Below are 24,864 nucleotides of genomic sequence, written 5' to 3' on the forward strand. Positions count from 1 at the left end.
TATAAAATGATAGACAATATTAAACAAAAATCATTTGCAATCATAATCGCTATTGAAGACTACAGATTCTCTGATGAAAAAACAGGAATAAACTCTGTAAAATATGCACGCAATGATGCTTCCAAATTTAAAAAATTACTCAAAGAAGATTTTGGACTTTTAGAAGAAGATATTTTAATGTGGACTGATAAAGATGCAACAAAATCAGCTTTAGAGGATGAATTGAAATATCATATAAGGCAGTTAACTAAAGACAATAGATTCTATTTCTATTATGCTGGTCATGGATTTTATCAAAATGGATATAATAAATTAACCTGTTGGGATTCACATCCTGATAATTTAGACGGAACAACAGTCTCTATTAAAGAGATTCTTCTTGACCCATTAGAAGCGTCAGAATGTACACAAAGTTTAATATTTTTAGATTCTTGCTCAACCTATCTAAAAAATAATATAGTTGCAAGAGACCTAATTTCTAATTTCAATAATAGAGAACTAGAAAATTTTCTTAAATCAGAAAAATATCATGCAATATTCATGTCATGTTCTCCTGGCGAAAAATCATACCCGAATGATGTGTTAAAGCATGGTATTTGGACATGGCACTTAATAGAAGCTTTGAAAGGGAATGTTCCTGAAGTAATACTTAATGATGAATTTATAACCGACTCAACCCTTAAAAATTATTTAAGTGATTCTGTGCCTAAATATATAACACAAAAAACAATATTCAGAAATACTCAAAAACCATTTGCTAAAATCAATTCTTCAAATGATTTTTTAATTAGAAAGATTGAAAAACCTGAGTTAGAAATAAATCAAGACTTTCCTAAACTTAGTCTTAAATTTGACTCAATAACTCTGAGAAGAATTATAGTTTTAGATATTAGAAAAGCCTCCGGTTTTAAAAAAAATCATTTTATTCCCGAAAAAAATAGTCCTTCGGGAAATAGTTTTATTCAAAGTCTATTTGAACAAGAATTAAAAGATGAAATTCAAGAAGTTTATGTGAATACTAAAGAAGTCTTATCATTTAGAAAAAGACAAATTGAGTATAGTGCAGAATCTGGATATGGAAATGTTGAAAATGATGTTTTTAGGTTTTTTATAGAAGTAGAACAAAATCCTCTTGACCCAAGTCAAGCTAAAATAACTAGAAAATTACAAATTAGAGTTAATAGAAATCAACTACCTGAAAACTTTGATGATATTTTCCCTAATCAAATAAATGAAATTGCTATACCTATTGAAGGAAATATTGATTTTGATGAATTAGTAGAAAAATTTGAAAATCTTGCTGATGAAGATGGAGGTAAGCTTAGTGATAATGAATTAAAAGGAGAAATAGAATATCAAACATATAGCGGGCTTTCCATAAAAATTAGTACGAAGAATATGGAATTAATTATTAATCCTAACAGAGACATGAAATGTTTGGAACTTATCGATTCATCAATTGAAGGGTTAAAAAAAATATCAGGTACATCTATAAAATTTTTGAATTAAACTCAAAATAAATATATGGTAAGACACTTAATATTACACTTACAACATTAGAAATTTGCTATGTTAATTTACGCAGTAACATCTGTATAAATATTATAACAATGATACTTTACCCAAATTAAGTATAAATACGCATTGACAATTGACTACATTATCAATAATTTTCAAGAAATTTTTAATAATGAATCAAAAACCAATTATAAACTGCCATACCCATATTTTTACAGGCGAAAATATACCTCCATATATTGGAAAAAAATTCATGCCAGCAATTCTTTACAGGCTACTTACAGTTCCTCTTATTATTGGAATTTGTAAATTTTGGTTTACCAGCAAATACAGCCCTTATAAGTTTAATTTTAGTTTTCAAAATAGCAACCTAAAAAAAAACTTAGTAAAACTTAAACTTTTTTGGCAAAGCATCTGGTTAATTAGAACTTTAGTCGATTTAATTGGTTTTTTACTTGTAATATTTTCATCTTATTTACTATTCAAATACTTCTTTAAAGAAATTAAATTTTGTGATAACCTTCTCATTAAGCTATACAATACTCCACACTTAGAATTTCTTGAAAATGATGCCATACAAATTCTAATAATTCTGTTCACAATAACAGGAATTCCATATGGGCGAAAAATAGCAATGATGATATTCAGAAACTCAAAAAAACTCTCATTGTTATTCATTAACGAAGATCAACTAAAATTCATTACTAGATATATAAGCATTGGAAGATTCGCTTACTACAAAGAACAAAAAACAATTTTTAAAAGATTAAAAGACCAATATCCAAAAGATACGCAATTTGTCGTATTACCTATGGATATGGAATTTATGAAAGCTGGTGAGATAAAACCAGAAGGGAATTACCAAAATCAAATGGAAAAATTAAAAGAGCTAAAACAAAAAAATCCTCAAATAATTCATCCATTTGTTTTTGTAGATCCCAGAAGAGAAAATGTCGGCTATGCAGATTTTTTTAAATGGAGAAACAACAAAGGAAAAGTAGTATTAGAAGAATGTTTCATCAAAGACTACATTGAAAAAGAAAATTTTGCAGGATTTAAAATTTATCCTGCATTAGGATATTATCCATTTGATGAAAAATTACTTCCTCTTTGGAAATATGCTGCGGATAATAATTTGCCCATCATGACACATTGTATAAGAGGTACTATTTTTTATAGAGGTTACAAAAGAAAAGAATGGTACTATCATCCAATCATAAAAGATGTTAAACTTCCTGATGAATACATGTTATTGTCAAAAAGCAAAAACATTGATTTCACAGTTGACTTCACCCATCCATTGAATTATCTATGTTTGTTGAACCCTTTTTTACTAAAAGAATGGATAAAAAAATGCAATAAACCTGAACTGTTTGAATTATTTGGTTATTCAGAAGCAACTGATAGCATTAGTTCTGATTTAAGTAATTTAAAAATTTGTTTTGGTCACTATGGTGGGGATGATGAATGGAAAAAATTTTTAGAAAGAGATAGAGATAATTATTCACACAAAATGTCCAATAACTCAAATGGTATTGAATTTCTCAATCCTCAAAACCCAAATCTATCATATGGTGGATTAATGGATATTTGGAAAAATGCAGATTGGTATACTATAATTTCCAGTTTAATGATACAATATCCAAAAATTTATGCAGATTTAAGTTACATCATCCATGATCAAGAAATTATACCACTATTAAAACATACTTTACGAAATGAATCATTGAAAAGTAAGGTATTATTTGGTACTGATTTTTATGTAGTTCGCAACCATAATTCAGAAAAAGACTTACTTGCTCAAACAATGTCAAATTTGTCTTCTGAGGAATTTGATTTAATTGCCAGAGATAATCCAATAAATTATTTAAAAAACTAAACGGTAAAGCTATGATGTACAAAATTAAACCAAACGATAATTTATCAAAAATTGCCAAAAAATTTAATTGCACTGTGGAGCTAATAATGGCATTCAATCCAACTATTAAAAATCCAAATCATATATATGTCAATCAATTAATTAAGATTCCTAATCTTGAAGATGTACCTGGACCAATAATCATAACCGAGACAACTGATGTTTCTTTATTTATGAACAGAGCAAAATCAGCCATTGGAAAAGGTATAAAGTATAAATTAGGTTCTGGAGGGATGAAGCCTGAGTTAAACCTACCAACAGCAGATAAAAAATGTGATTGTAGTGGATTTGTTTGTTGGGTATTTAAAATTTCAAGAAAAACAGATATTCCATTTTACCAAAAATTTGGAGGTTGGATTTTTACAGATTCTATGGAAGCAGATATAAAAAGTGTTTCAGGTATATTTAACAAAATTGATACCCCAGAAGTAGGTTGTATTGTGGTCTATGGAGCAGGAAATAAAATTGGACATGTAGGAATTGTTTCTGAAGTAAAAAACGGAAAAATGACTAAAGTAATTCATTGTAGTTCAGGAAATGATAAAAAATATAATGATTCCATTCAAGAAACATCCCCAACTGTATTTAATAGACCAGATATTCTATGGGGTCGATTTACAGATCTTATATAATTCTATTTTTTTCATTATTTTCAAATTTAAGAACTTTTAAAAACAATCAAAATTTTAATTTTTTATTTCTTATTTTTACAATTAGAAAAAACACAGAAATATTTATTAATCAAGTTCTATTCCTGAACACGAAATTGAACACGATTTTATAAAAAACTAGTAAATTTTGGTCTCGGAAGCCCAGTAAATACGTTGAAAATTTACTGATTGCCGAATTCATAACCCTGAGGTCACGGGTTCAACTCCCGTCCTCGCTACGAAAACCCGAAATTTTACTTTATTGTAAATTTCGGGTTTTGTTTTTTAAATCTAATCCGTTGATAATGAAATTAAAACATATTTACATAGCCCTTTTTGCACTAATTAGTTCTTTGGGATTTTCTCAATTAAAAACCATAACTGATAAAACTACTTATCCATTTTGGATTAATGTTCCCGAAAAAGAAAACTCCGAAAAGCAACCCATTTTAATTTTTCTTCACGGGAAAAGTCTTTCTGGAACTGATTTGAATCGCGTAAGACGTTATGGTGTTTTACGTGCAATGGACAAAGGAAGAAAAATTCCTGCTATTGTTGTAGCACCACAATTGGCAAAAGGAAGTTGGAATCCAGATAAAGTTTTAGAAGTTTTAGAATACGTAAAGAAAAACTACAACGTAGACGAATCAAGGATTTACGTTTGTGGTATGAGTTTAGGCGGTTACGGAACCTTACATTTTGCAGGTAAACACGCTGAAAAAATTACTGCAGCAGTAGCTATTTGTGGTGGTGGAAATGTGAGTGATGGTTGCAAATTAGCCACTATTCCACTTTGGATTCAGCATGGAGATATAGATTATATTGTACCGCTTTCGGAATCTCAAAAAGTGGTGAATGCCATTAGAAAATGTAATGAAAAAGCAAATCTAATCTTTTCGATTATCAAAGGCGGAAATCATGGCAATGTGGAACGTCTTTTTCATGAAGATGCCATGTACGATTGGTTATTTAAACAGAAAAGAGAGTAATTCACTGCTTTCTCTTATCTTTGCCACATGAGTATTACATTATTATCTTCGCCTTTACAAGGTTTTACCGATTTTAGATTTAGAAACGCTTTTCACAAACACTTTGGTGGAATCGACACTTTCTATTCGCCTTACATCAAACTTAACGGAAAATTGGTTGTAAAAGGTTCGTATGAACGTGATATTCTTCCTGAAAACAATAGTACGTTAGAAGTTATTCCGCAAATAATCACCAATGATGTAGAAGAATTTTTATTTGTTGCGAAATATGTACAGCAATTTGGTTACAAAGAATTAAATTGGAACTTAGGTTGTCCGTATCCAATGGTGGCTAAATGTGGTATGGGTTCTGGATTGATTAAAAATACCAACCAAATTGAACATATTTTAAAACGTGTTCATAATGAAACGGATATTATTGTTTCAATGAAAATGCGAATGGGTTACGAAAATGCAAGCGAAATTTTAGATGTTTTCCCCATTTTAGAACAATATCCAATAAAAAATATTGCGATTCATGCTCGAATTGGCAAACAATTATACAAAGGTGGTGTCGATTTAGATTCATTTCAAAAATGTTTAGACACATCAAAGCAGAAAATTTATTACAATGGCGATATTACGTCGGTAACAAAATTTAAAGAATTACAAGAACGTTTTCCCTCCATTGACCATTGGATGATAGGAAGAGGCTTAATTGCTGATCCATTTTTACCATCAATGATTAAAAACAATACAACAGAATATCCAAAAAATAGATTGGAAATTTTTGAAGCTTTTCACGATGAAATTTATCGAGAATACGATGCGTATTTGCAAGGTCCAACTCCAATTCGTATGAAAATGTTAGGCTTTTGGGAATACTTTTCAGAATCCTTTTCAAATCCGCAAAAAACGTATAAAAAGATTAAAAAAGCAGGAAACAGCAAGAATTATGAAGCCGCTGTGAAAGAGATTTTTAAAAACGGGTAAACAAAATTCCTATAAAGCAATTATAATCAATTCATTAACAGTTATTAAAAAAACAATACCAGTTATTACTTCACCCCTATCTAATAAATAGATTTTCCTAACATTTGTTCTATAAATAAAAGCCAAACACCTTGTTTACAACGCTTTATACTTATTGATTGTTTATTTAAAAACAAATGTGTTATGGAAAGAAAAATTACCCAAAAGCTCCATAAAGAATTGATAGTAGTATTTTGTCTATTCTTTTTTTGCATCGCAAAGGCTCAAATCCGAATTTCATATCAGGGATTTGACAACAAACCAGAAGATTCTTGGAATTATACATCCACCTTAAACTCTGGAACCATTCAAACCAATACAAGCACATTTGTTTCTACACCAAATTCGTTAAGATTTGGCGGTTCAAACAGTTCTTCACCAGATGATCCTAATATTAGTTTTGATAATATTGATATTAGTAGTTTCACTAATGTTTATGTTAATATTTACTTTTCTTCAAACGGAACACCAGATGATAATGATGATTTATATTTAGATATTTCCTACAACAACGGAACTTCATACACAACTTCGATTAAGTTAATTGATGGGAAAAACAGTACAACTTCAGATGTTTATGCATTTAATCATGCCGCTAGTTCTGGCAACACTGTTGGTTCTCCATACACTTATGCTATTCCAAATGGCAATACACAAGTGAAAATTAGAATTCGATTTGATGAATTAAATGGAGGAAGTAATACCTCCGATTATTATTTCATAGACAATGTTAGTTTACATGGAAATGTTACTGGAAATCATCTAGAAATTCTTGGAACAAACAATACAACTATACCTTATAACGCATCGGTTTCATCAAGTTACGGAACAGATTTTGGAGAAACTCAAATTGTTTCAGATCCTGTAATTAGAACTTTCACGGTAAAAAATATTGGAACTAACACCATTAACTTAACCGGAACTCCTTTAGTTCAAATCATTGGAAGTTCTGATTTTACAGTTACTCAAAATCCAAGTAATTCAATTAACACTAATAATTCAAGTATTTTTCAAATACAATTCAATCCAAGTTCTATTGGAATTAAAACGGCACAAGTTTCAATTACAAGTAATAGCGATGATGTGAGTCCGTTTTTATTTGACATAACTGGAAAAGGAATTCAAACCTTTTATGACAGTGACAACGACGGAATTTTTGATAATGTTGACATAGACGATGATAATGATGGAATTAGAGATGATGTTGAAGAATCAAATTGTAATTCTCTGAACGGAAATAAAGTAAATTATAAATTTCTTAACGAAACCTTTGGTGCCGGAACTCGTACAACTATCAACACTACTTATAATGCTTTAACCACTTACTGCTTTGAAGACGGAACCGTTGGGGTAAACACTCCAGAATGTCCAAATCTAAACTTAACTGACTTAAATGACGGAAAATATACTGTTGGCTCATCGGCACAAATTGCTTCATGGGCACCTTCTTATTGGCACATGGGCGGTGATCATACAGGAAATCCAAACGGAAGAATGGCTATTTTTAATGCCTCATATACTCCAGGAATTTTTTACACGGCAACAATTACAGGTGCACTTCCAAACATTCCAGTTACATACAGTTTTTGGGTTTTAAATTTAGATAGAACTGACGCTCCTGGCATTGCAACTCGATTAAGACCAGATGTAAGAGTAGAATTTCGCGACATGAGTAATAACCTAATTACTTTTATTGAAACTGGAGATATACCTCCTACTACAGCTGGAAATTTAGCTGGTGACTGGCAACATTTTACAGCAGATATCAACCTTAACGTAAGTGCTTTTCAGGTAATTTTTATCAATAACGAAACTGGTGGTACTGGAAATGACTTAGCTTTAGACGACATCTTAATTTCACAAACTCTATGTGATTTAGACGGAGATAATATTGCCGATGTATTTGATTTGGATTCTGACAACGACGGAATTCCAGATGTAGTTGAAGTGGGACTAGGTAATTTATCAGATGGAAAAGCCTATTTATACCAATGGATTGACACCAATCAAAACGGAATGCATGATGTAGCAGAATCTCACACAATTCCCGATAACGACGGTGATGGCGCTCCTAATTACTTAGATTTAGACAGTGATAATGATAGTGTTTTTGATGTGGATGAATCTTGGGCAGGAAATACAAATGCTTATGTAGGTTTTGAAAATGGTGATGGCGACATCAATGGTGATGGAGCAGGTGACGGTCCAGAATCGGAAGATTTTAGAAATAAAGACACAAACGGAGATGGCAACTTAGAAGGTTTTGGCGACGGAATCTTAGATATTTATGATTATGCATTTAATATTTATGGAAATGAAAACCAAGGTACAAATGTAGTTCCTTTTGTTTATTATGTTAAAGATACCGATGGCGATGGAATTCCTGATTATTTAGATATAATGTCTAACGGAGTAACTTTTGATATTTCACATACCCTTTACGCTAATTTAGACACCAACAACGACGGAATTATAGACGGAACTACAGATACTGATGGCGACGGAATTGTAGACGCTTTTGACACTAATAACGCTTTCTTTGGTTCGCCAAGAGATTTAGAACGAAAACTTTTCATTGCTTTTGATGGTAGAAACGATTATGCAACTGACAACAACGTTATAAACAATTGGTCAAATGCTTCTTTGATGGCTTGGATTAATATCAATCCTGCATTTTCTACCGATGGAATTTTGGTGGGTCAAGACAAATTTCATATTAAAATAAATAATTCGAAAGAAGTTGAAGTAGTTGCAAACGGAATAACGTTAAACAACAATTTGGCACTAAATTCGGCACAATGGATTCATGTTGGTGCGGTTTATGATGGTTCAAACGAACTATTAAAATTATTTGTAAATGGTGAAATGGTTGCGAGCACTTCTATTTCTGGAACTATTTCAGATACTTCGCTATTTACCATTGGAAAAAATTCAATTACAAACACGCAGTTTTTTAAAGGAAAAATCGATGAAGTTCGCTTGTTTAATATCGCGTTAACGGATTCACAATTCCAAAAAATGGTATATCAGGAAATTCAAGATAATAGTAGCCAAATTCGCGGAACTATTATCCCAAAAGACATACCAAGTTTACCATGGATTAATCTTGTTCGTTACTTTAGAATGGATAACTACAAAGATGATGTCATTGATAATCATACTACCTCAACAATTGATACAACCCCAGGAGCTAGAATCTTCAATATTAAAACAATTGCCGTTCAAGAAGCACCAATGCCTTTTGTAACAGAACAAGTTGGAGATTTTCCAACAGCAGTGCACTCAATTCCAAATGAAATTCGCGGATTGGATATTGCAGATTACGATTGGTCAATTGTCCATGTTAAACATAATATCAATTCAAACATAAATCATATAGACTTAGGAATGATTGTAGATTCAAATGTTTTAATTGACGTTACCAATGATACTAAACTTCATAATGATTGGTATTTAAAACTGAATGGAAAAATTGATTTGCATGATTATTCGCAGTTGCTTCAAACTAGCGATAGTGATTTAGATCCTACTAGTATTGGAACCATAGAAAAAGATCAAAAAGGAACTGGAAATTTATATAATTATAATTATTGGTCGTCTCCCGTAAGTTCTATTGTTAGTACCGTTAGTAACAACACCGGATTTACCGTTAAAAATGTTCTTCGAGATGGAACAAACCCATTAGCTCCACAATCAATCATCTGGACATCTGGACTAAATAGTGTTGCAAATCCACTAAGATTAGCAAGATATTGGTTGTACAAGTTTACCAATTTAACATCTGAATATGCCAATTGGCAACAAATCAATGAAAACACCATACTTCAATCTGGTCAAGCCTATACAATGAAAGGAAGCGGAATTGTAACTCCTCCAAACATTCAACCTCAAAATTATGTATTCACAGGAAAACCTAATAATGGCTTAATCAATCACAGCGGAATTCAAATAGGAATTAGCAATATCAATTTAATCGGAAATCCTTATCCATCAGCATTAGATGCCGATGAATTTATTACTGATAATTTAAGTACAATTACAGGAACACTTTATTTTTGGGAGCATTATTCATCAAACAACACTCATGTACTATCTGGATATCAAGGAGGATACGCAGCTCGTAACTTGGTGGGAGGTGTTCCACCTGTTTCACCGGTACTAATAAGTGGTTTAGGTTCTAGTTCTCGAATTCCTGGCAGATATATTCCTGTTGCGCAAGGTTATTTTGTTAAAGGAAATTTGAATGGAGGACAAATAACTTTTCAAAATAGTCAAAGAAAATTTGTAAAAGAAACCAATGCCAACTCTAACGAAATGTTTAGACAAAATAATGTTGCTACAAGCGCACAAAATGGAGATGATGATGAAATTCCTGATAATTTTACAAGAGTACGATTAGGATATACTGGAAATACAAATTTCCATCGTCAACTTTTAATTGGTTTTATGAATGAAAACGCAAATGATGATTACAACTTAGGCTATGATGGAGAAATAATTGATATTCAACCAGACGACATCTATTTTCAATCTGGAACTTACAGATTGGTTATTCAAGGTGTTGGATACTTTAATACAAACTCCATTTATCCATTGACTTTAAAATCAAGTCAAATAGGAACAGTAAATTTCATGCTTGATGGTGTAGAAAATTTTGATTTAAGTCAACCAATTTACATCCACGATAATACAAACGATACTTACAACGATATTAGATCATCAAATTTTAGTGTAGTACTTCCAATTGGTGAAATTAATGATAGATTTTCTCTGCGATTTTCAAATCAAACATTATCAAACAATGCTTTTGAAAACAATCAAAATATAGTGTTTTTTAATTCTGAAAGTCATCAATTAGAAATTATAAATTCAAAAAACACTGAAATTGAAGAAGTTACTTTATTTTCAATTTTGGGACAAAAAATTAATCTTTGGAAAGTTAATAGTTCTGAAAACAGTATCAAATTACCAGTTAAAAATGTTGCCACTGGAATTTATATTGCCAAAATAAAAACCAATGATGGCAATTACTTTAGTGAAAAAATAGTTATCAAATAATAGAATTTAAAAACGGATACTTATCCATTTGAAAGTATCCGTTTAATTTTTTCTAAGTCTATTAGTGAGTTCTCTTTAATTTCAATAAAATATAAAACCTGCCAAGCCTGAGTTTGTATTGCCTGTTTATTTTCTGGTTTATCCCAAGGCGCATACACTCTTATACCTCGCTTTCCTCCTTTTCCATTTTGAGAGACAATTCCTTTAGCAACTAAAACCGATTTTGGAAAAATAAACTGACCGAAATTTTCAGAATCTCGTACCGAAATAATCATAAAATCTAATGAATCTGCAACATCAAAAGGAGCTGTTATACCTTCGCTATTTCGTTTCCAAATAGCAACAAATTGTCCAATTTTTGTAGGAGTGATATTCGCAACACGAAATTGAATTTTATAGTTGTTCAATTCAAAAGAACAAGCACCGTAATTTGTGCTTTCAGGATTCCAAATAAGATTTTGAAATTGAAAACCACACTCGTTATAAAGTAATTTTTCAGCAAGTTGCAAATCGGTTTGAAAACTTTCTGTAGCCATAAATGGAATTGTTTTTCTAAATTTTGAATCGATCTCCTAACTTTTTCCCAATCAAATAAGCGACTCCAATTCCTAAAATCAGAATCCAAAGATTCATGAAAATATAAAATGTATACGCAATTGGATTTTCAGTTGAATTGAAACAATAACTATCAATCAAAAAACAAAAATTAGTAGTTTCTTTAGAAAATAACGACAACGCAAAACTCATCAAAAAAGTAATTCCAATCGCCGACAAAATATAAACCACGTTTTTATTCATCGGTTTTTTACCTGTGGGCTGAAACACATTTCGTTCAGCTTCAGTACGTTTATTGTTCTGAAGTGACCAAATTACTTTTTTAGCTTCGTCGTCTACATTCATATTAATTTATTTTAACGCAAAGGCGCAAAGTTTTTCGCAAAGGCATTTTAGGACAATCTAAAGTCTAATCTTTGTGTAAAAAAGAGACGCTTTCAGCGTGACAAGTTTGCGTGTAGCAAAGTTCGACTTTTATTTATTGTAATAACGTAACTAATGTTGCAAAGTCTACTTTTTGTTGTTCGCCAGTAGCTAGGTTTTTGAAGCCAAATTCTTCTCGTTCTATTTCCGATTCTCCTACAATAACAGCAAATGGAATACCTCTTCTATCGGCGTGTTTGAATTGTTTATCGATTTTTGATTTATCTGGATATAACTCAACTTTGATTCCTTTTTGACGCAATTTACCGATGGCTTTCATCGAATACAAAGCTTCTTTGTCACCAAAGTTTAAGAATAACGCTTTTGATGTCGCTAAAACAGCTTCTGGAAACAAACCAACTTCTTCCATTACCAAAGCAATTCGGTCTAAACCAAACGAAATTCCAACACCCGACATGTTTTTTAATCCAAAAATTCCTGTCAAGTCATCATATCGACCACCGCCACCAATTGAACCCATAGCTACTCCTTTTGGCGCAGCGACTTCAAAAATGGCGCCCGTGTAATAATTTAAACCACGAGCTAATGTAACATCTAAATCCAAGAAAGCGGTTTGCAAACCTAAAGTCGTAACGTTGTCACAAATGAATTGCAGCTCGTTTACGCCTTTCATTCCTTCTTCTGAATTCGCTAATAATTGCGCTAATTTTTCTATTTTTTCGTTGATAGTTCCAGTGAAATTGAACAATGGTTGTACCTTCTGAATCGCCGTTTCCGAAATGCCTTTTTCTGACATTTCTTTCTTCACACCGTCCTCACCTATTTTATCTAATTTATCTAACGCTACTGTAAAATCAATCAATTTATCCGAAGCACCAATTACCTCAGCAATTCCAGATAAGATTTTACGATTGTTAATTTTAATAGTAACGCCACCTAAACCTAACTGACTAAAAACCGAGTCATACAATTGCACCAACTCCACTTCTTGCCAAAGCGAATTGGAACCCACCACATCGGCATCACACTGATAAAACTCTCTAAAACGTCCTTTTTGAGGTCTATCGGCACGCCAAACCGGTTGAATTTGGTAACGCTTAAACGGAAACTCAATTTCGTTTTGGTGTTGCACCACATAACGTGCAAATGGAACGGTTAAGTCGTAGCGAAGGGCTTTTTCGGAGATATGACTAGTCAATTTTAAACTATCTTTATTTTCCAATAATGTAGCATCCGCTTTAGATAAATAATCTCCCGAATTCAGAATCTTAAAAATCAAGCGATCACCTTCTTCACCATATTTTCCCATTAAGGTTTCTGAGTTTTCAAACGAAGGTGTTTCAATCGGTTGAAAGCCAAATTTTTCAAAATTGGTTTTTATCGTACTGAAAATATAATTGCGTTTCGCCACCTCTGCTGGTGAAAAATCTCGGGTTCCTTTTGGTATGCTTGGTTTTTGTGCCATTTTTCTAATGTGTCAATTTGAAAATGTGTCAATAAGACAATTCTGATTTTTTGCAATGCAAATATCGGATATATTCGGCAGTATAAAAAATCTATTTTTTGGTTTTAAACACATAGGCACATAGTTTAAATTTAAACTAAAAAGGCATTCCATTTTACATCAAAACACATAGCTTTTGTGAACTATGTAAAGTGAAACACCTAAAACTATATACAATCCAAATCTAATGTGTCTATGTGTTTAAAAAAAACTCCATGATACTGTAACATTTTACTCTTACTTTAGTCTTATAGTCATGGTAGGATTATTTAAAGAAAATACAAAAATTGCGCTTGATTCTATTAAAGGACAGGCTTTGCGTACTTCGTTAACGGTTATGATTATTGCTATTGGAATCACGGCTTTGGTTGGAATTCTAACGGTAGTTTCGGCTTTAGAAAATACGATTTTGAAGGATTTTGCTTCTATGGGAGCGAATACTTTTTCAATTAGCCAATACGATTTTTCTTCTGAAATTAATCAAAACGATACGGAGCAACGTATTAATCCTATCATCAGTTATCCAGAAGCCAAGGCTTTTCAAGACAAATTTAATTTTCCATTTACCACAACCTCTTTATCATTTACAGCAGGTTCGGCGGTCGAAGTAAAATATGGCGAAAAAAAGACCGACCCAGAAATTTCTATTGTTGGAGTAGATGAAAATTTTTGTCCGAATAAAGGTTTAGAAGTGGTAAAAGGAAGGAATTTTAATTCTTTTGACATTTCAAACAACAATTACGTTTGTGTTTTAGGTTCCGATTTTGAAAAAGGGTTATTTGAAAACATCAATCCGTTAGATAAAACCATATCAATTCGTGGAGCAAAATTCAAAGTTATTGGTGTTTTGAAAGAGAAAGGTTCAACTTTCGGAAATAGTCAAGATTTACGTGTTTTAATTCCAACACAAGTAGCGCGTTCACTGTTTTCTGCTCCAAATATCAATTACGACTTAGACGTTATGGTTACCAATGAAGCTCTTTTAGACGAAGCGGTTGACGATGCCATTATCACAATGCGAAGAGTGCGAAAATTAAGTCCGGTTGAAAAAGAAAATTTCGGAATTGAGCGTAGTGATGATTTGATTCAAACCTTACTTTCTAACACAGCAGTTTTAGGAATATCGGCTTGGGTAATCGGAATTATTACGGTTTTTGGTTCGTCGATTGCATTAATGAATATAATGTTGGTTTCGGTTTCTGAACGCACACGTGAAATTGGTGTAAGAAAATCGCTTGGCGCCAAAAGAAGTACAATTGCTTGGCAGTTTTTTACTGAAACACTAGTAATTGGTCAATTAGGTGGATTAGTTGGAATTTTATTAGGAATTCTGATTGGTTTTGTCATTGCATCAGCCATTGGTTTTGACTTTGTAATTCCTTGGATGGCGATTATTGCTGCTTTCATCACAACGTTTATTGTAACGATTGTTTCTGGATTATATCCTGCAATAAAAGCTTCTAAATTAGATCCAGTGGAAGCGTTAAGATACGAATAAAAAGTTAACCACAAGAAACACAAAGAAGGCACAAGGTTCACAAGGTTTTTAAAATAAACTACTAGAGGTATTAGATAAATATTCACCACAGATTCACAGATTTTAAAAATCCCTTTTAATCAGTGAATCTGTGGCAAAAAAAACAAATCGAAGCAGAGCTTCGAGGAATTAAACCAAACGAAATTAAATCATCGTGGGACTTTGTGAAAAAACTTTGTGAAACTTTGTACTACAAACCTAAATTGAACATTTTATCATTCGATCATTACCGTAAATATCTTTTTTCAATTCGATATTTTTGAAACCTAGATTTTCAAGTAATTCAACGGTTTCTTTTCCTAAATATTGATTGATTTCGAAGAATAATAATCCGTTTGACGACAAATTTTTCAAAGCCAATTGCGCAATTTTTCTATAGAAAAGTAACGCATCGGTATCTTCAACAAAAAGCGCCAAATGCGGTTCGTAGTCCAATACATTTTTCTTTATTTCTTGTTTTTCTAAGTTCCGAACATAAGGTGGATTTGATACGATGATATCAAAGTTTTGATTTAAATCTAGTACTTCTAAAATATTGGCTTGAATGAAATTCACTTCAACCTTATTTGATTGAGCATTTCTTTTGGCAACTTCTAATGCTTTTTCGGAAACATCAATTGCTGAAACATTTGCTTGTGGTAAATTTACTTTTAATGAAATAGGAATACAACCTGTACCGGTTCCAATATCCAAAATCTCTAACTTTTGACTTTGAACTTTTGACTTTTGACTTTCAATAATCCATTCTACTAATTCTTCTGTTTCTGGTCTAGGAATTAAGGTGCTTTCGTTAACTTCAAATTTTAAGCCGTAAAACCAAGCTTCTCCTGTGATATACTGAATGGGTTTATCATGTTGTAATTGAGCTAAAATGACATTCCATTTTTCAACTTCTTTTTCAGAAATTTCAAAATTTGGATTCAAAGCGACATCTACTCGTTTCAAATTATGCAAATACTCTGTCAGGATAAAAAAGAAACTTTCGATTTCTTGTTCATCTTGAATGTTTTTCAGTGAATTGAAAAAATGGATTTTGTATTGTTTTAGTAGCATTAGAATCCGTATTTTTTTCTGATAAGTTCATAAATATCTTTATCCAATTGCCATGGCGCTAAACCAACAGCTACTCTTCGTTTATCTAAGTTTTCAAAATCTTCAATCCTTTCTTTTTTTACGTTATTGTAAATTCCATATTTAAAAATCCCATTACTTCTTAAATTACTATCGATTAAACGACCATAAATATCTGCTGGAGCTCTTCCCCTTCTTATTAAATCTAGGAAAATAGGTTTCCAATATTCAGCATCTTCCGCATTAATATGCATTACTAAAACAGATATCTCTGGATCAAATTCATCTGTATCGTAACTACCCACTAGATTCACAGAATAATTCGGATAACAATCGCAATCTTTAACTATTCTTTTCAATTTTTCATTATTAATACTATCTACAATTTTAGCTCCTTCAGCATCAAATCCGTTAGTTCTTACCCTTTGATCTTCCTTCTTCATAAAGTTTAATTCTTTTCGTAAATCAAAATCAACACTTTTGGAATAATCATTAAAATATTTCTCAGCATTATTCTTAATTTTTTTCCATCTTTTAGAAGATTTTAATTCATGAAATACAGAGTCATTTTCAATATAACTAAACTTTGTTCCAAATTCTTTTAGGGTAAATTCAATATAATCTAACGCTTCATTATTTTTACCTAATCTAACTGCACATTCTGCTAAAATTGTTGGCTCATAAATCCCCATTTGATTCAATAGCGGACAATTCTTTTCAGCCGTTTTTAATAAATCATACGCTTTTTGGTAATTTCCAGATAAGTTCTCATAATGTGCTTGATAAACAAACTGATAATAATTGTTGATATAATCATATTCTTCATTATTTTTTTTCTTTTGAGAAAAACCAACAATAGAAATTAACAAGAAACATAAAATCTTAATTTTCATAAATTTAGTATTAATACTTACTACTATAATTTCTTCGTCATCCAAACTTCACAACTATTATGTCCTGTATTTCCCATTGGACCATCAATATTTTCAAAACCTATTCTTTTGTATAGTTTTTGTGCGGTTGTCATAAAAGATAAGGTTTCTAAATAACAGATTGCAAATCCTTGAGCTTTGGCGAATTCCAAACATTTTTCAATGATTTTTTCGGCATAACCTGTACCTCTGATTTCGGGAGCAAAATACATTTTTTGTAATTCACATACCGAAACATCTGCATTTTCTAGAGGAGCCACACCACAACCACCAAACACTTTTCCGCCATTTTCCACCACATAATATACCGAACGTGGTGCTTGATATACTTCGTATAACGTATCTAAAATGGGGTCAGCATAAGCAGTTCCTACTTTTGGCGCATCTAATTCATGAAAAATATCGCGAATTACCTTAGCAATCGACTCATTATCTTTTTGTTGGATTTCTCTAATTAGCATAGCATTTTTATTGTCGGGTAAAATTACATAAATTAACTTGAGATTGTTTTAAACATAGAAGTCATTTAAGTTTTTTTTTACAATTTGGAAAGATTTAAAAAGCACATAAAAGAAGATTAATAACTTATATAAACTTGTTAATTAACTCCTTAATCATTTTTAAACTTATATGACTTATATGTTTAATTTTTTAATCTTAAAAATACTACTTTTGTATTATGACGACGCACGAATTTTACATGAAACGCTGTATTGAACTCGCCAAAAATGGTTTGGGAACTACTTATCCAAATCCGTTAGTAGGAAGTGTGATTGTACACGATGGTAAAATCATTGGCGAAGGTTGGCACAAAAAAGCAGGCAAACCTCATGCGGAAGTCAATGCGGTGAATTCTGTAAAAGACAAATCGTTATTGAAAGAAGCTACGATTTACGTAAGTTTAGAACCGTGTAGTCACTTCGGAAAAACGCCTCCGTGTTGCGATTTAATCATTGCAAATAAAATTCCGAATGTTGTAGTTGGAACGGTTGATCCATTTGCAAAAGTGGCTGGAAATGGCATCAAGAAATTAGTTGAAAGTGGCAAAAATGTAACCGTTGGTATTTTAGAAGATGAATGCAACGAACTCAATAAGCGATTTTTTACCTTTCATCAAAAGAAAAGACCTTTTATTATTTTGAAATGGGCAGAAACCGCTGATGGATTTATTGCTCCACTTTCGAAAGAAGAAAAAGCTCCTATTTGGATTACAAATCCATATTCCAGACAATTGGTTCACAAATGGAGAACTGAAGAGCAAGCGATTTTAGTGGGAACCAATACCGTTTTAGACGATAATCCAAAATTAGATGCGCGTGATTTTTCAGGAAATAATCCCGTTCGAATTATCCTAGATAAATCAGGTAAGATTTCGGAAAACTATCATGTAAAAGACAATTCGAAAAAAACAATTTTCATAACCGAAAACGAAAATTTCATTTCAACTGAAAATTGTATCTATGAAAATGCTATCTTTGATATTCACCTGATTTCTTCAATTTGTGACATTTTGTATAAAAACGAAATACAATCGCTTATTATTGAAGGAGGAAGTAAAACTCTTCAATCATTCATAGATGCCAATTTATGGGATGAAGCAAGAGTTTTTATTGGAAAAACAACATTTCAAAACGGCACAACAGCCCCAATTATTTCCGGAAATCCGGTTGCTGGTTTTGACATAATGAATGATGAACTTAAAATTTTCAAGAATTATGATTGAAGCAATTATTTTTGATTTTGGCGATGTTTTTATCGATTTAAACAAACAAGCTATTGATACCGAATTTAGAAAATTAGGTTTAACCGCTTGGCATGACGATTTGGATGCTTTGAACAAAAAGTACGAAATTGGAAAAATTGACGAACTTGAATTCATGCAAGGTTTTCAAAAACATTTACCAAATGCTGATTTATCAGAAATTAGAGCTGCTTGGAATTCCATTTTAGGTGATTTCCCTTTATATCGATTGGAATTTTTACAAATGATTGCATCAAAATATCGTTTGTTTCTTTTAAGCAATACTGATCATACTCATATTGAAAAATTTGAACACAAAGAAGGCCAAACTTTTGCTCGCGATTTTTATAGTTGTTTTGAAAAAGTATACTTTTCATACGAAATCGGAATTCGTAAACCCGATGAAAATGCGTTTAAATACGTGATTAACAATCATAATTTGAATCCTAAAAAGACGTTATTTGTAGACGACAAAAAAGAAAACACTGATATGGCTGAAAAGTTAGGTTTTCGAATTTGGAATTTACAACCAGGCATTGATGATGTTGTGGAACTTTTTGATAAAAAAATAATTTAACATCGTGATTTATTTATTACTGAGCATTGTATTTAATGCTGTACTTTTTGTTATTATTAAACTCTTTGCCAGATTTAACATTGATGCATTACAAGCTTTAGTAGTAAATTACTTTGTTGCTTTTTTAGTTGGATTGTTCTTTTTAGATAATAGTCTTGCGCCAAAAGAAATCATCAGTCATGATTGGTTTAAAGGAAGTATTCTCTTGGGATTTGTTTTTATATCTACTTTTTATGCCACAACATTAACATCACAAAGAAATGGCCTTTCGGTTGCTTCAGTTGCTTCAAAAATGTCAGTGATTATACCTATCTCTTTGGGTGTTATTTTATATAATGAATCTCTCGGTTTCGTTAAGATTATCGGAATACTTTTGGCGTTAATTGCCGTTTATTTTACTTCTAAAAAAGAAACTGGCGAAGTACAAAATGCCAACAATTTACTTTTCCCAGTTTTAGTATTTCTTGGCGCTGGAACTATCGATGCCAGTTTAAAATATTTACAAACCTATCATGTTCCTGCCAATCAAATTGGACTATTTTCAACAGTTACTTTTTTTTGCGCTTTTACTGTTGGAGTTTTAACAATACTTTTTTTAACCATCAGAGGACAAATTAAATTTTCAGGAAGAAATATTTTAGGCGGAATAGCTTTGGGCTTACCCAATTACTTTTCTTTGTATTATTTAGTAAAAATGTTAGAAGCAAAAGCTTTCCAAAGCGCAACTTTATTTACCATTCACAATATTTCTATCGTTTTAGTTTCTACTTTTGTAGGCATTCTTTTTTTTAAAGAAAAAATTTCGCTTCGCAATGCATTCGGAATTGGATTAGCATTATTCGCCCTTTATTTAGTTACCTATTAAAATGAATTTTTCAGAAAACGATTTATACAAAACCATAGATTTTCCGTCGGAAGAAGTTTTACTCAAAGAAAAAAACAGTAAATTCTTTGGCTACGCTATTCCTGTAACTTCTGAAGAAGAAGTAAAAGAGAATTTAGAACGTTTGCGAAAAGAACATTTTTCGGCACGTCATTGGTGTTATGCGTATCAAATTGGTACAGAGAAAATACAATATCGTGCAAATGACGACGGTGAACCAAATAATAGCGCCGGAATGCCCATTTACGGACAAATTCAGTCATTTGAAGTCACGAATGTATTAGTTGTAGTCGTCCGTTATTTTGGTGGCGTAAAACTCGGCGTTGGTGGATTGATTTCGGCATACAAAACAGCAGCTCAAATGGCTTTAGAAAATGCAACTATTATTGAAAAAACAATTGACAAGCATTTTATTATTTCGTTCGGTTATGCACACATGAATAAAGTGATGCGAATTATTAAAGAGAAAAATCTTCAAATTGTTTCTCAAAAAATGGAAATGGATTGCGAAATTGAGATTTCTATCCGAAAAAAAAATGCCCAAAATTTATTGGACACTTTTGAAAGTTTGTATGAAATTAAATTAACGGAAATTTAAACTTGTAGAAAAGAATTTATCTTTTCAGAAACATAATTTGGAGGTGTCATTGGACGTCCAGTTTTCATGTCTACAAACACCAACATTGAGTAACCCGTTGTTAATAACTCATTTGCTTCGTTATAAATTTCATAGTCAAATTCTATCTTCACAGAAGTCTGACTTTTAAAAATTGTTTTAACGGTTAGTAGGTCGTCATAGCGTGCAGGCTTTTTATAATTCATGGTTAAAGTAACTACAGGCAACATCACCCCATTTTCTTCCATCCATTTATAAGAAACCCCCATGTTTCTTAACCATTCCACGCGTCCCATTTCAAAATATTGTGCATAATTTCCGTGATAAACGACTCCCATTTGATCTGTTTCCGCATAACGCACACGAACTTGAAATTGATATTCTCTCATATTAAACTAATATTAAATTAATCTTAAAAAATTATTTACAAGGCTTACAATATTTTTTTTTAAAAATCAAGTGCAAAAAAATTTTTTTTACAGAATTTTGTTCACATATTTGCTATCCCAAATTATCCGAACAGAATATCCGTTCTTTTCACTTTTGTAACCTATACAAAACTAAAATAAACAAGTAATAATTAAATGAATTTATGACGAAAACTGCGCAATCGGTATGGAATAACTGTCTGTCTTTCATAAAAGACAATATTCAAGATCAAGCTTACAAGACTTGGTTTGAACCTATACAGTCAGTTGAGCTAAACGATAACGCGTTGTCTATTCAGGTACCTAGTAAATTTTTCTACGAATGGTTAGAAGAACACTATGTAAAATTATTAAAAGTAGCCTTAACTAAAGAATTAGGACCAGGCGCAAAGTTATTGTATAAAATTAAGATGGAAAACACTTATGGCAATAAACTTCCATTTACTGAGCAAATTCCGAGTTATAATAGAACAGCGGTAAAACCTCAGGAAGTAGATGTGCCAATTGTGAATAAAAATCCAGAATTAAAAAACCCTTTTGTTATTCCTGGAATTCGTAATTTAAAAATCGAATCGCAACTTAATGCTAATTATAGTTTTGATAATTTCCTTGAAGGAGATTCTAACCGTTTAGCAAGAAGTGCTGGAATGGCTGTTGCAAATAAACCAGGCGGAACTTCTTTCAACCCATTGTTAATTTTTGGTGGTGTTGGATTAGGAAAAACGCATTTAGCTCACGCTATTGGTGTTGAGATTAAAGATAAATATCCAGAAAAAACGGTGTTGTATATTTCGGCTGAAATATTCACACAACAATATATCGATTCAGTTAAGAAAAACACACGTAACGATTTTATTCACTTCTATCAATTAATTGATGTTTTGATTATTGACGACGTACAATTCTTATCAGGTAAATCGGGAACGCAAGATGTATTTTTCCACATCTTCAACCACTTACACCAAAACGGAAAACAAGTAATTCTAACTTCTGATAAAGCACCAGTTGACATGCAAGATATTGAGCAACGCTTACTATCTCGTTTTAAATGGGGATTATCAGCAGAATTACACCAACCTGACTACGAAACTCGTATTTCTATCTTAAAAAATATTTTATTTAGAGATGGGGTTGAAATTCCTGACGAAATTGTAGAATATGTTGCTAAAAACATTAAGTCAAACGTTCGTGAATTAGAAGGTGCTATTATTTCGTTAATTGCTCAATCTTCTTTCAATAAACGTGAGGTTACCATTGAATTAGCAAAACAAGTAGTTGAGAAATTCGTTAAAAACGTAAAACGTGAAATTTCAATTGATTATATCCAGAAAATTGTTTCTGATTATTTCCAATTAGATGTTGAGACTTTACAGTCAAAAACTAGAAAACGTCACGTTGTACAAGCTAGACAATTAGCGATGTTCTTTGCTAAGAAATTTACAAAAGCTTCTTTGGCAAACATTGGTTCACAAATTGGAGACAGAGACCACGCAACTGTTCTTCACGCTTGCAAAACAGTAGACAATTTGGTTACTACCGACAAACAATTTAGAAAATTCGTAGACGATATCAACAAGAAATTATCGCTGTAATTCATGGCTTCTAAAATCTTAATGGTTTGCTTAGGAAATATTTGCCGTTCTCCTTTGGCAGAAGGTATTATGCGCTCTAAACTTTCCGAAGATTTTATCGTGGATTCCGCAGGAACTGGCGGTTGGCATGCAGGTGAACTACCTGACAAACGTTCCGTTTCAACTGCCAAGAATAGAGGTTTAGATATTACCAATCAAAGAGCAAGACAATTCAAAAAAAGTGATTTTGATACTTTTGACCATATTTTTGTAATGGATAATTCCAATTACAAAGATGTTTTGACGTTAGCTCCAAATGAAGAATCAAAATCGAAAGTCAAGCTGATTCTAAACGAAATTTTTCCAAATGAAAACGTTGATGTTCCAGACCCATATTACGGAGGTCAAGACGGATTTGAAAGCGTTTTTGATATGTTAGACCAAGCTTGCGAGGAAATTGCAAGAAAACTAAAGCAATAATATCATGAAATCAACTGCAGCAGGTAAACTATATTTAATTCCCATTACTTTATCCAATCCTGGAGAAACTACGGTAGTCCCTGAAGATGTTTTGCCTCAAACCATAAAAAGAACCATTGATTTTGTAGATTATTATATAGTTGAAAACGAGAAAACCGCTCGTAAATTCATTAAAAGCATTCATCCCGAAAAAAAACAACCTGAGTTAAAAATTTCGGTTTTAAATAAGCACACAGAAATTGCGGAACACAACGAATTTATCCAACCTTTATTAAGAGGTGAAAACATCGGATTAATGAGTGAGTCTGGTTGCCCTGGAATTGCTGATCCTGGTGCTGTAATTGTGAAGTTAGCACATGAAAAAGGAATTCAAGTAGTTCCTTTAGTTGGACCAAGTTCGATTTTATTAGCTTTGATGGCGAGTGGAATGAACGGACAAAGTTTTGCTTTCAATGGCTATTTGCCAATCGATAAAAACGATAAAAAACAAGCGTTGAAAAATTTTGAACGTTTGTCGCAAGATAAAAATCAGTCACAATTGTTTATTGAAACTCCGTATCGAAATAATAAATTAATGGAAGATTTGTTGCAAATTTTACAACCAAGCACCTATTTATGCGTGGCTTGTGACATTACTTTGCCAACAGAATACATAAAAACCAAAACGGTTAACGAATGGAAAAAAGAAAAGGCCGATTTACATAATCGACCTTGTATTTTTATTATTCACAAAATGTAAAATTACTCTAAATCTACTTTAGCATTTGCATCTGCTTCAATATGCGAAATGTCGTAATTTGAAAATTTTCTGATGTAACTTGATAACGATGTTCCAAAACCATCTTTGAAACCATTACGTCCATTACTTCTTAGATATTTCTTTACCGAACCTGCACCACCTAAATGAGCTGCTGCAACTAAGCCTGATTCTGTAATTTCAACACCATTAATAATTCTTCCTGAGTATTTTTGAATTTCTTTACGCAATTCCCATTTGTTACGAGCAATTAAAGCTTCAAAAGCCTTGTCTTGCCAGACAGCATTACGTAAAAATTCTTGAAAATCATAAACACCTACAGTGCGTAATGTACTTCTTCCAAACTGGTATTTTCCCATGTATCCGTATGGATTCACTAAATGTAAAATACCTCTTGACTCTTTGTAAGCCATTTTTTGAGCAAAACCAGCAAATGATTTACCAACGTGTGGTACTTTAACTGGTATAATTACTTCTTCGTTTTCGTATTCATTTGGAACGTGGTATTTAATTACCTCTGAGTTCGACAAATGAAATCCTTCCAATTTTTCTTCTTTAAAGGTTATAAAACCTGAAGAAACGACTAAGACTAGGAGTGTCAATCCTATAAAGTAAGACCTTTTTTTTATCATGAATTGTTATTTCTCAGCGTCTGTCACCCATCTGAAATTACCGATGCAAATA

Annotated in this window: 22 protein-coding genes; 14 read left to right on the plus strand and 8 right to left on the minus strand. The window is 32.0% G+C overall.

Annotated elements, in window-relative coordinates; genetic code table 11:
- Positions 1-6 precede the first annotated feature (6 nt).
- From B2741_RS01255 to B2741_RS01280, 6 genes are all read left to right on the plus strand, one after another.
- The gene (locus B2741_RS01255; RefSeq protein WP_291134696.1) at positions 7-1,509 is read left to right on the plus strand and encodes a caspase family protein; all 1,503 of its coding nucleotides are present in this window, start codon (positions 7-9) and stop codon (positions 1,507-1,509) included.
- Positions 1,510-1,690: 181 nt separating this feature from the next.
- Positions 1,691-3,397, plus strand: coding sequence for an amidohydrolase family protein (locus B2741_RS01260; protein ID WP_291134698.1), 1,707 nt, complete (start codon positions 1,691-1,693; stop codon positions 3,395-3,397).
- 11 nt (positions 3,398-3,408) lie between these two features.
- On the plus strand, positions 3,409-4,068 hold the full coding sequence (locus B2741_RS01265) for a LysM peptidoglycan-binding domain-containing protein (protein ID WP_291134700.1): 660 nt from the start codon (positions 3,409-3,411) through the stop codon (positions 4,066-4,068).
- A gap of 323 nt (positions 4,069-4,391) precedes the next feature.
- The gene (locus B2741_RS01270) at positions 4,392-5,075 is read left to right on the plus strand and encodes a prolyl oligopeptidase family serine peptidase (RefSeq protein WP_291134702.1); all 684 of its coding nucleotides are present in this window, start codon (positions 4,392-4,394) and stop codon (positions 5,073-5,075) included.
- Between the two features lie 27 nt (positions 5,076-5,102).
- A complete protein-coding gene (locus B2741_RS01275) occupies positions 5,103-6,047 on the plus strand; it encodes a tRNA dihydrouridine synthase (RefSeq protein ID WP_291134704.1) in 945 nt (314 codons plus the stop codon).
- 183 nt (positions 6,048-6,230) lie between these two features.
- Positions 6,231-11,144 carry a LamG-like jellyroll fold domain-containing protein gene (locus B2741_RS01280; RefSeq protein ID WP_291134706.1) on the plus strand — a complete coding sequence of 1,638 codons (4,914 nt, stop codon included), beginning with the start codon at positions 6,231-6,233 and terminating at the stop codon, positions 11,142-11,144.
- 20 nt (positions 11,145-11,164) lie between these two features.
- On the opposite strand, the gene B2741_RS01285 is transcribed toward B2741_RS01280, so the two are convergent.
- The 3 genes from B2741_RS01285 to hisS all read right to left on the minus strand — a co-directional run bounded on the left by B2741_RS01285 (position 11,165) and on the right by hisS (position 13,548).
- Entirely contained in the window at positions 11,165-11,680 is a 516-nt protein-coding gene (locus B2741_RS01285; protein WP_291134708.1) for a MepB family protein, read from the minus strand.
- A 16-nt stretch (positions 11,681-11,696) separates the two neighbouring features.
- Entirely contained in the window at positions 11,697-12,044 is a 348-nt protein-coding gene (locus B2741_RS01290) for a hypothetical protein (RefSeq protein WP_291134710.1), read from the minus strand.
- Between the two features lie 133 nt (positions 12,045-12,177).
- Positions 12,178-13,548 (minus strand): histidine--tRNA ligase, encoded by a 1,371-nt coding sequence (gene hisS, locus B2741_RS01295; protein ID WP_291134711.1) that lies wholly within the window; start codon positions 13,546-13,548, stop codon positions 12,178-12,180.
- A gap of 295 nt (positions 13,549-13,843) precedes the next feature.
- Between hisS and B2741_RS01300 the strand changes: the two genes are divergently transcribed.
- Entirely contained in the window at positions 13,844-15,085 is a 1,242-nt protein-coding gene (locus B2741_RS01300; RefSeq protein WP_291134713.1) for an ABC transporter permease, read from the plus strand.
- A gap of 237 nt (positions 15,086-15,322) precedes the next feature.
- Here B2741_RS01300 and prmC read toward each other — a convergent pair whose 3' ends face one another.
- From prmC to B2741_RS01315, 3 genes are read right to left on the minus strand one after another with little or no spacing between them, the layout of a single operon-like run.
- Positions 15,323-16,177, minus strand: a complete 855-nt coding sequence (gene prmC, locus B2741_RS01305) for a peptide chain release factor N(5)-glutamine methyltransferase (RefSeq protein WP_291134715.1) — start codon at positions 16,175-16,177, stop codon at positions 15,323-15,325.
- The gene (locus tag B2741_RS01310) at positions 16,177-17,088 is read right to left on the minus strand and encodes a hypothetical protein (protein ID WP_291134717.1); all 912 of its coding nucleotides are present in this window, start codon (positions 17,086-17,088) and stop codon (positions 16,177-16,179) included. Before B2741_RS01310 ends, prmC begins: the two co-directional genes overlap by 1 nt.
- Positions 17,089-17,111: 23 nt before the next feature.
- Positions 17,112-17,588 carry a GNAT family N-acetyltransferase gene (locus B2741_RS01315; RefSeq protein WP_291134719.1) on the minus strand — a complete coding sequence of 159 codons (477 nt, stop codon included), beginning with the start codon at positions 17,586-17,588 and terminating at the stop codon, positions 17,112-17,114.
- 218 nt (positions 17,589-17,806) lie between these two features.
- Between B2741_RS01315 and ribD the strand changes: the two genes are divergently transcribed.
- From ribD to B2741_RS01335, 4 genes are read left to right on the plus strand one after another with little or no spacing between them, the layout of a single operon-like run.
- Entirely contained in the window at positions 17,807-18,850 is a 1,044-nt protein-coding gene (gene ribD / locus B2741_RS01320; RefSeq protein WP_291134721.1) for a bifunctional diaminohydroxyphosphoribosylaminopyrimidine deaminase/5-amino-6-(5-phosphoribosylamino)uracil reductase RibD, read from the plus strand.
- Positions 18,843-19,445: an HAD family hydrolase gene (locus tag B2741_RS01325; protein WP_291134723.1), complete on the plus strand. Its 603-nt coding sequence runs from the start codon at positions 18,843-18,845 to the stop codon at positions 19,443-19,445. The genes ribD and B2741_RS01325 overlap by 8 nt, the downstream gene beginning before the upstream one ends.
- A gap of 4 nt (positions 19,446-19,449) precedes the next feature.
- A complete protein-coding gene (locus B2741_RS01330; protein WP_291134725.1) occupies positions 19,450-20,310 on the plus strand; it encodes a DMT family transporter in 861 nt (286 codons plus the stop codon).
- Between the two features lies 1 nt (position 20,311).
- A complete protein-coding gene (locus B2741_RS01335; RefSeq protein WP_291134727.1) occupies positions 20,312-20,926 on the plus strand; it encodes an IMPACT family protein in 615 nt (204 codons plus the stop codon).
- Here the strand turns inward: B2741_RS01335 and B2741_RS01340 are convergent.
- Positions 20,923-21,333, minus strand: coding sequence for an acyl-CoA thioesterase (locus B2741_RS01340; RefSeq protein WP_291134729.1), 411 nt, complete (start codon positions 21,331-21,333; stop codon positions 20,923-20,925). The genes B2741_RS01335 and B2741_RS01340 overlap by 4 nt on opposite strands.
- A gap of 203 nt (positions 21,334-21,536) precedes the next feature.
- Here B2741_RS01340 and dnaA point away from each other — a divergent pair, with 203 nt between their 5' ends.
- The 3 genes from dnaA to B2741_RS01355 are packed head-to-tail and all read left to right on the plus strand — an operon-like array spanning position 21,537 to position 24,162.
- Positions 21,537-22,964: a chromosomal replication initiator protein DnaA gene (gene dnaA / locus B2741_RS01345; RefSeq protein WP_291134731.1), complete on the plus strand. Its 1,428-nt coding sequence runs from the start codon at positions 21,537-21,539 to the stop codon at positions 22,962-22,964.
- 3 nt (positions 22,965-22,967) lie between these two features.
- The gene (locus B2741_RS01350; RefSeq protein ID WP_291134733.1) at positions 22,968-23,423 is read left to right on the plus strand and encodes a low molecular weight protein-tyrosine-phosphatase; all 456 of its coding nucleotides are present in this window, start codon (positions 22,968-22,970) and stop codon (positions 23,421-23,423) included.
- 4 nt (positions 23,424-23,427) lie between these two features.
- Positions 23,428-24,162, plus strand: a complete 735-nt coding sequence (locus B2741_RS01355) for an SAM-dependent methyltransferase (RefSeq protein ID WP_291134735.1) — start codon at positions 23,428-23,430, stop codon at positions 24,160-24,162.
- 2 nt (positions 24,163-24,164) lie between these two features.
- On the opposite strand, the gene B2741_RS01360 is transcribed toward B2741_RS01355, so the two are convergent.
- On the minus strand, positions 24,165-24,812 hold the full coding sequence (locus tag B2741_RS01360; RefSeq protein WP_291134737.1) for a peptidoglycan-binding protein LysM: 648 nt from the start codon (positions 24,810-24,812) through the stop codon (positions 24,165-24,167).
- Between the last annotated feature and the right edge of the window lie 52 nt (positions 24,813-24,864).

Origin of the sequence: Flavobacterium sp. UBA7663 (genome assembly GCF_002483315.1) — a bacterium.
GTDB lineage: Bacteria > Bacteroidota > Bacteroidia > Flavobacteriales > Flavobacteriaceae > Flavobacterium.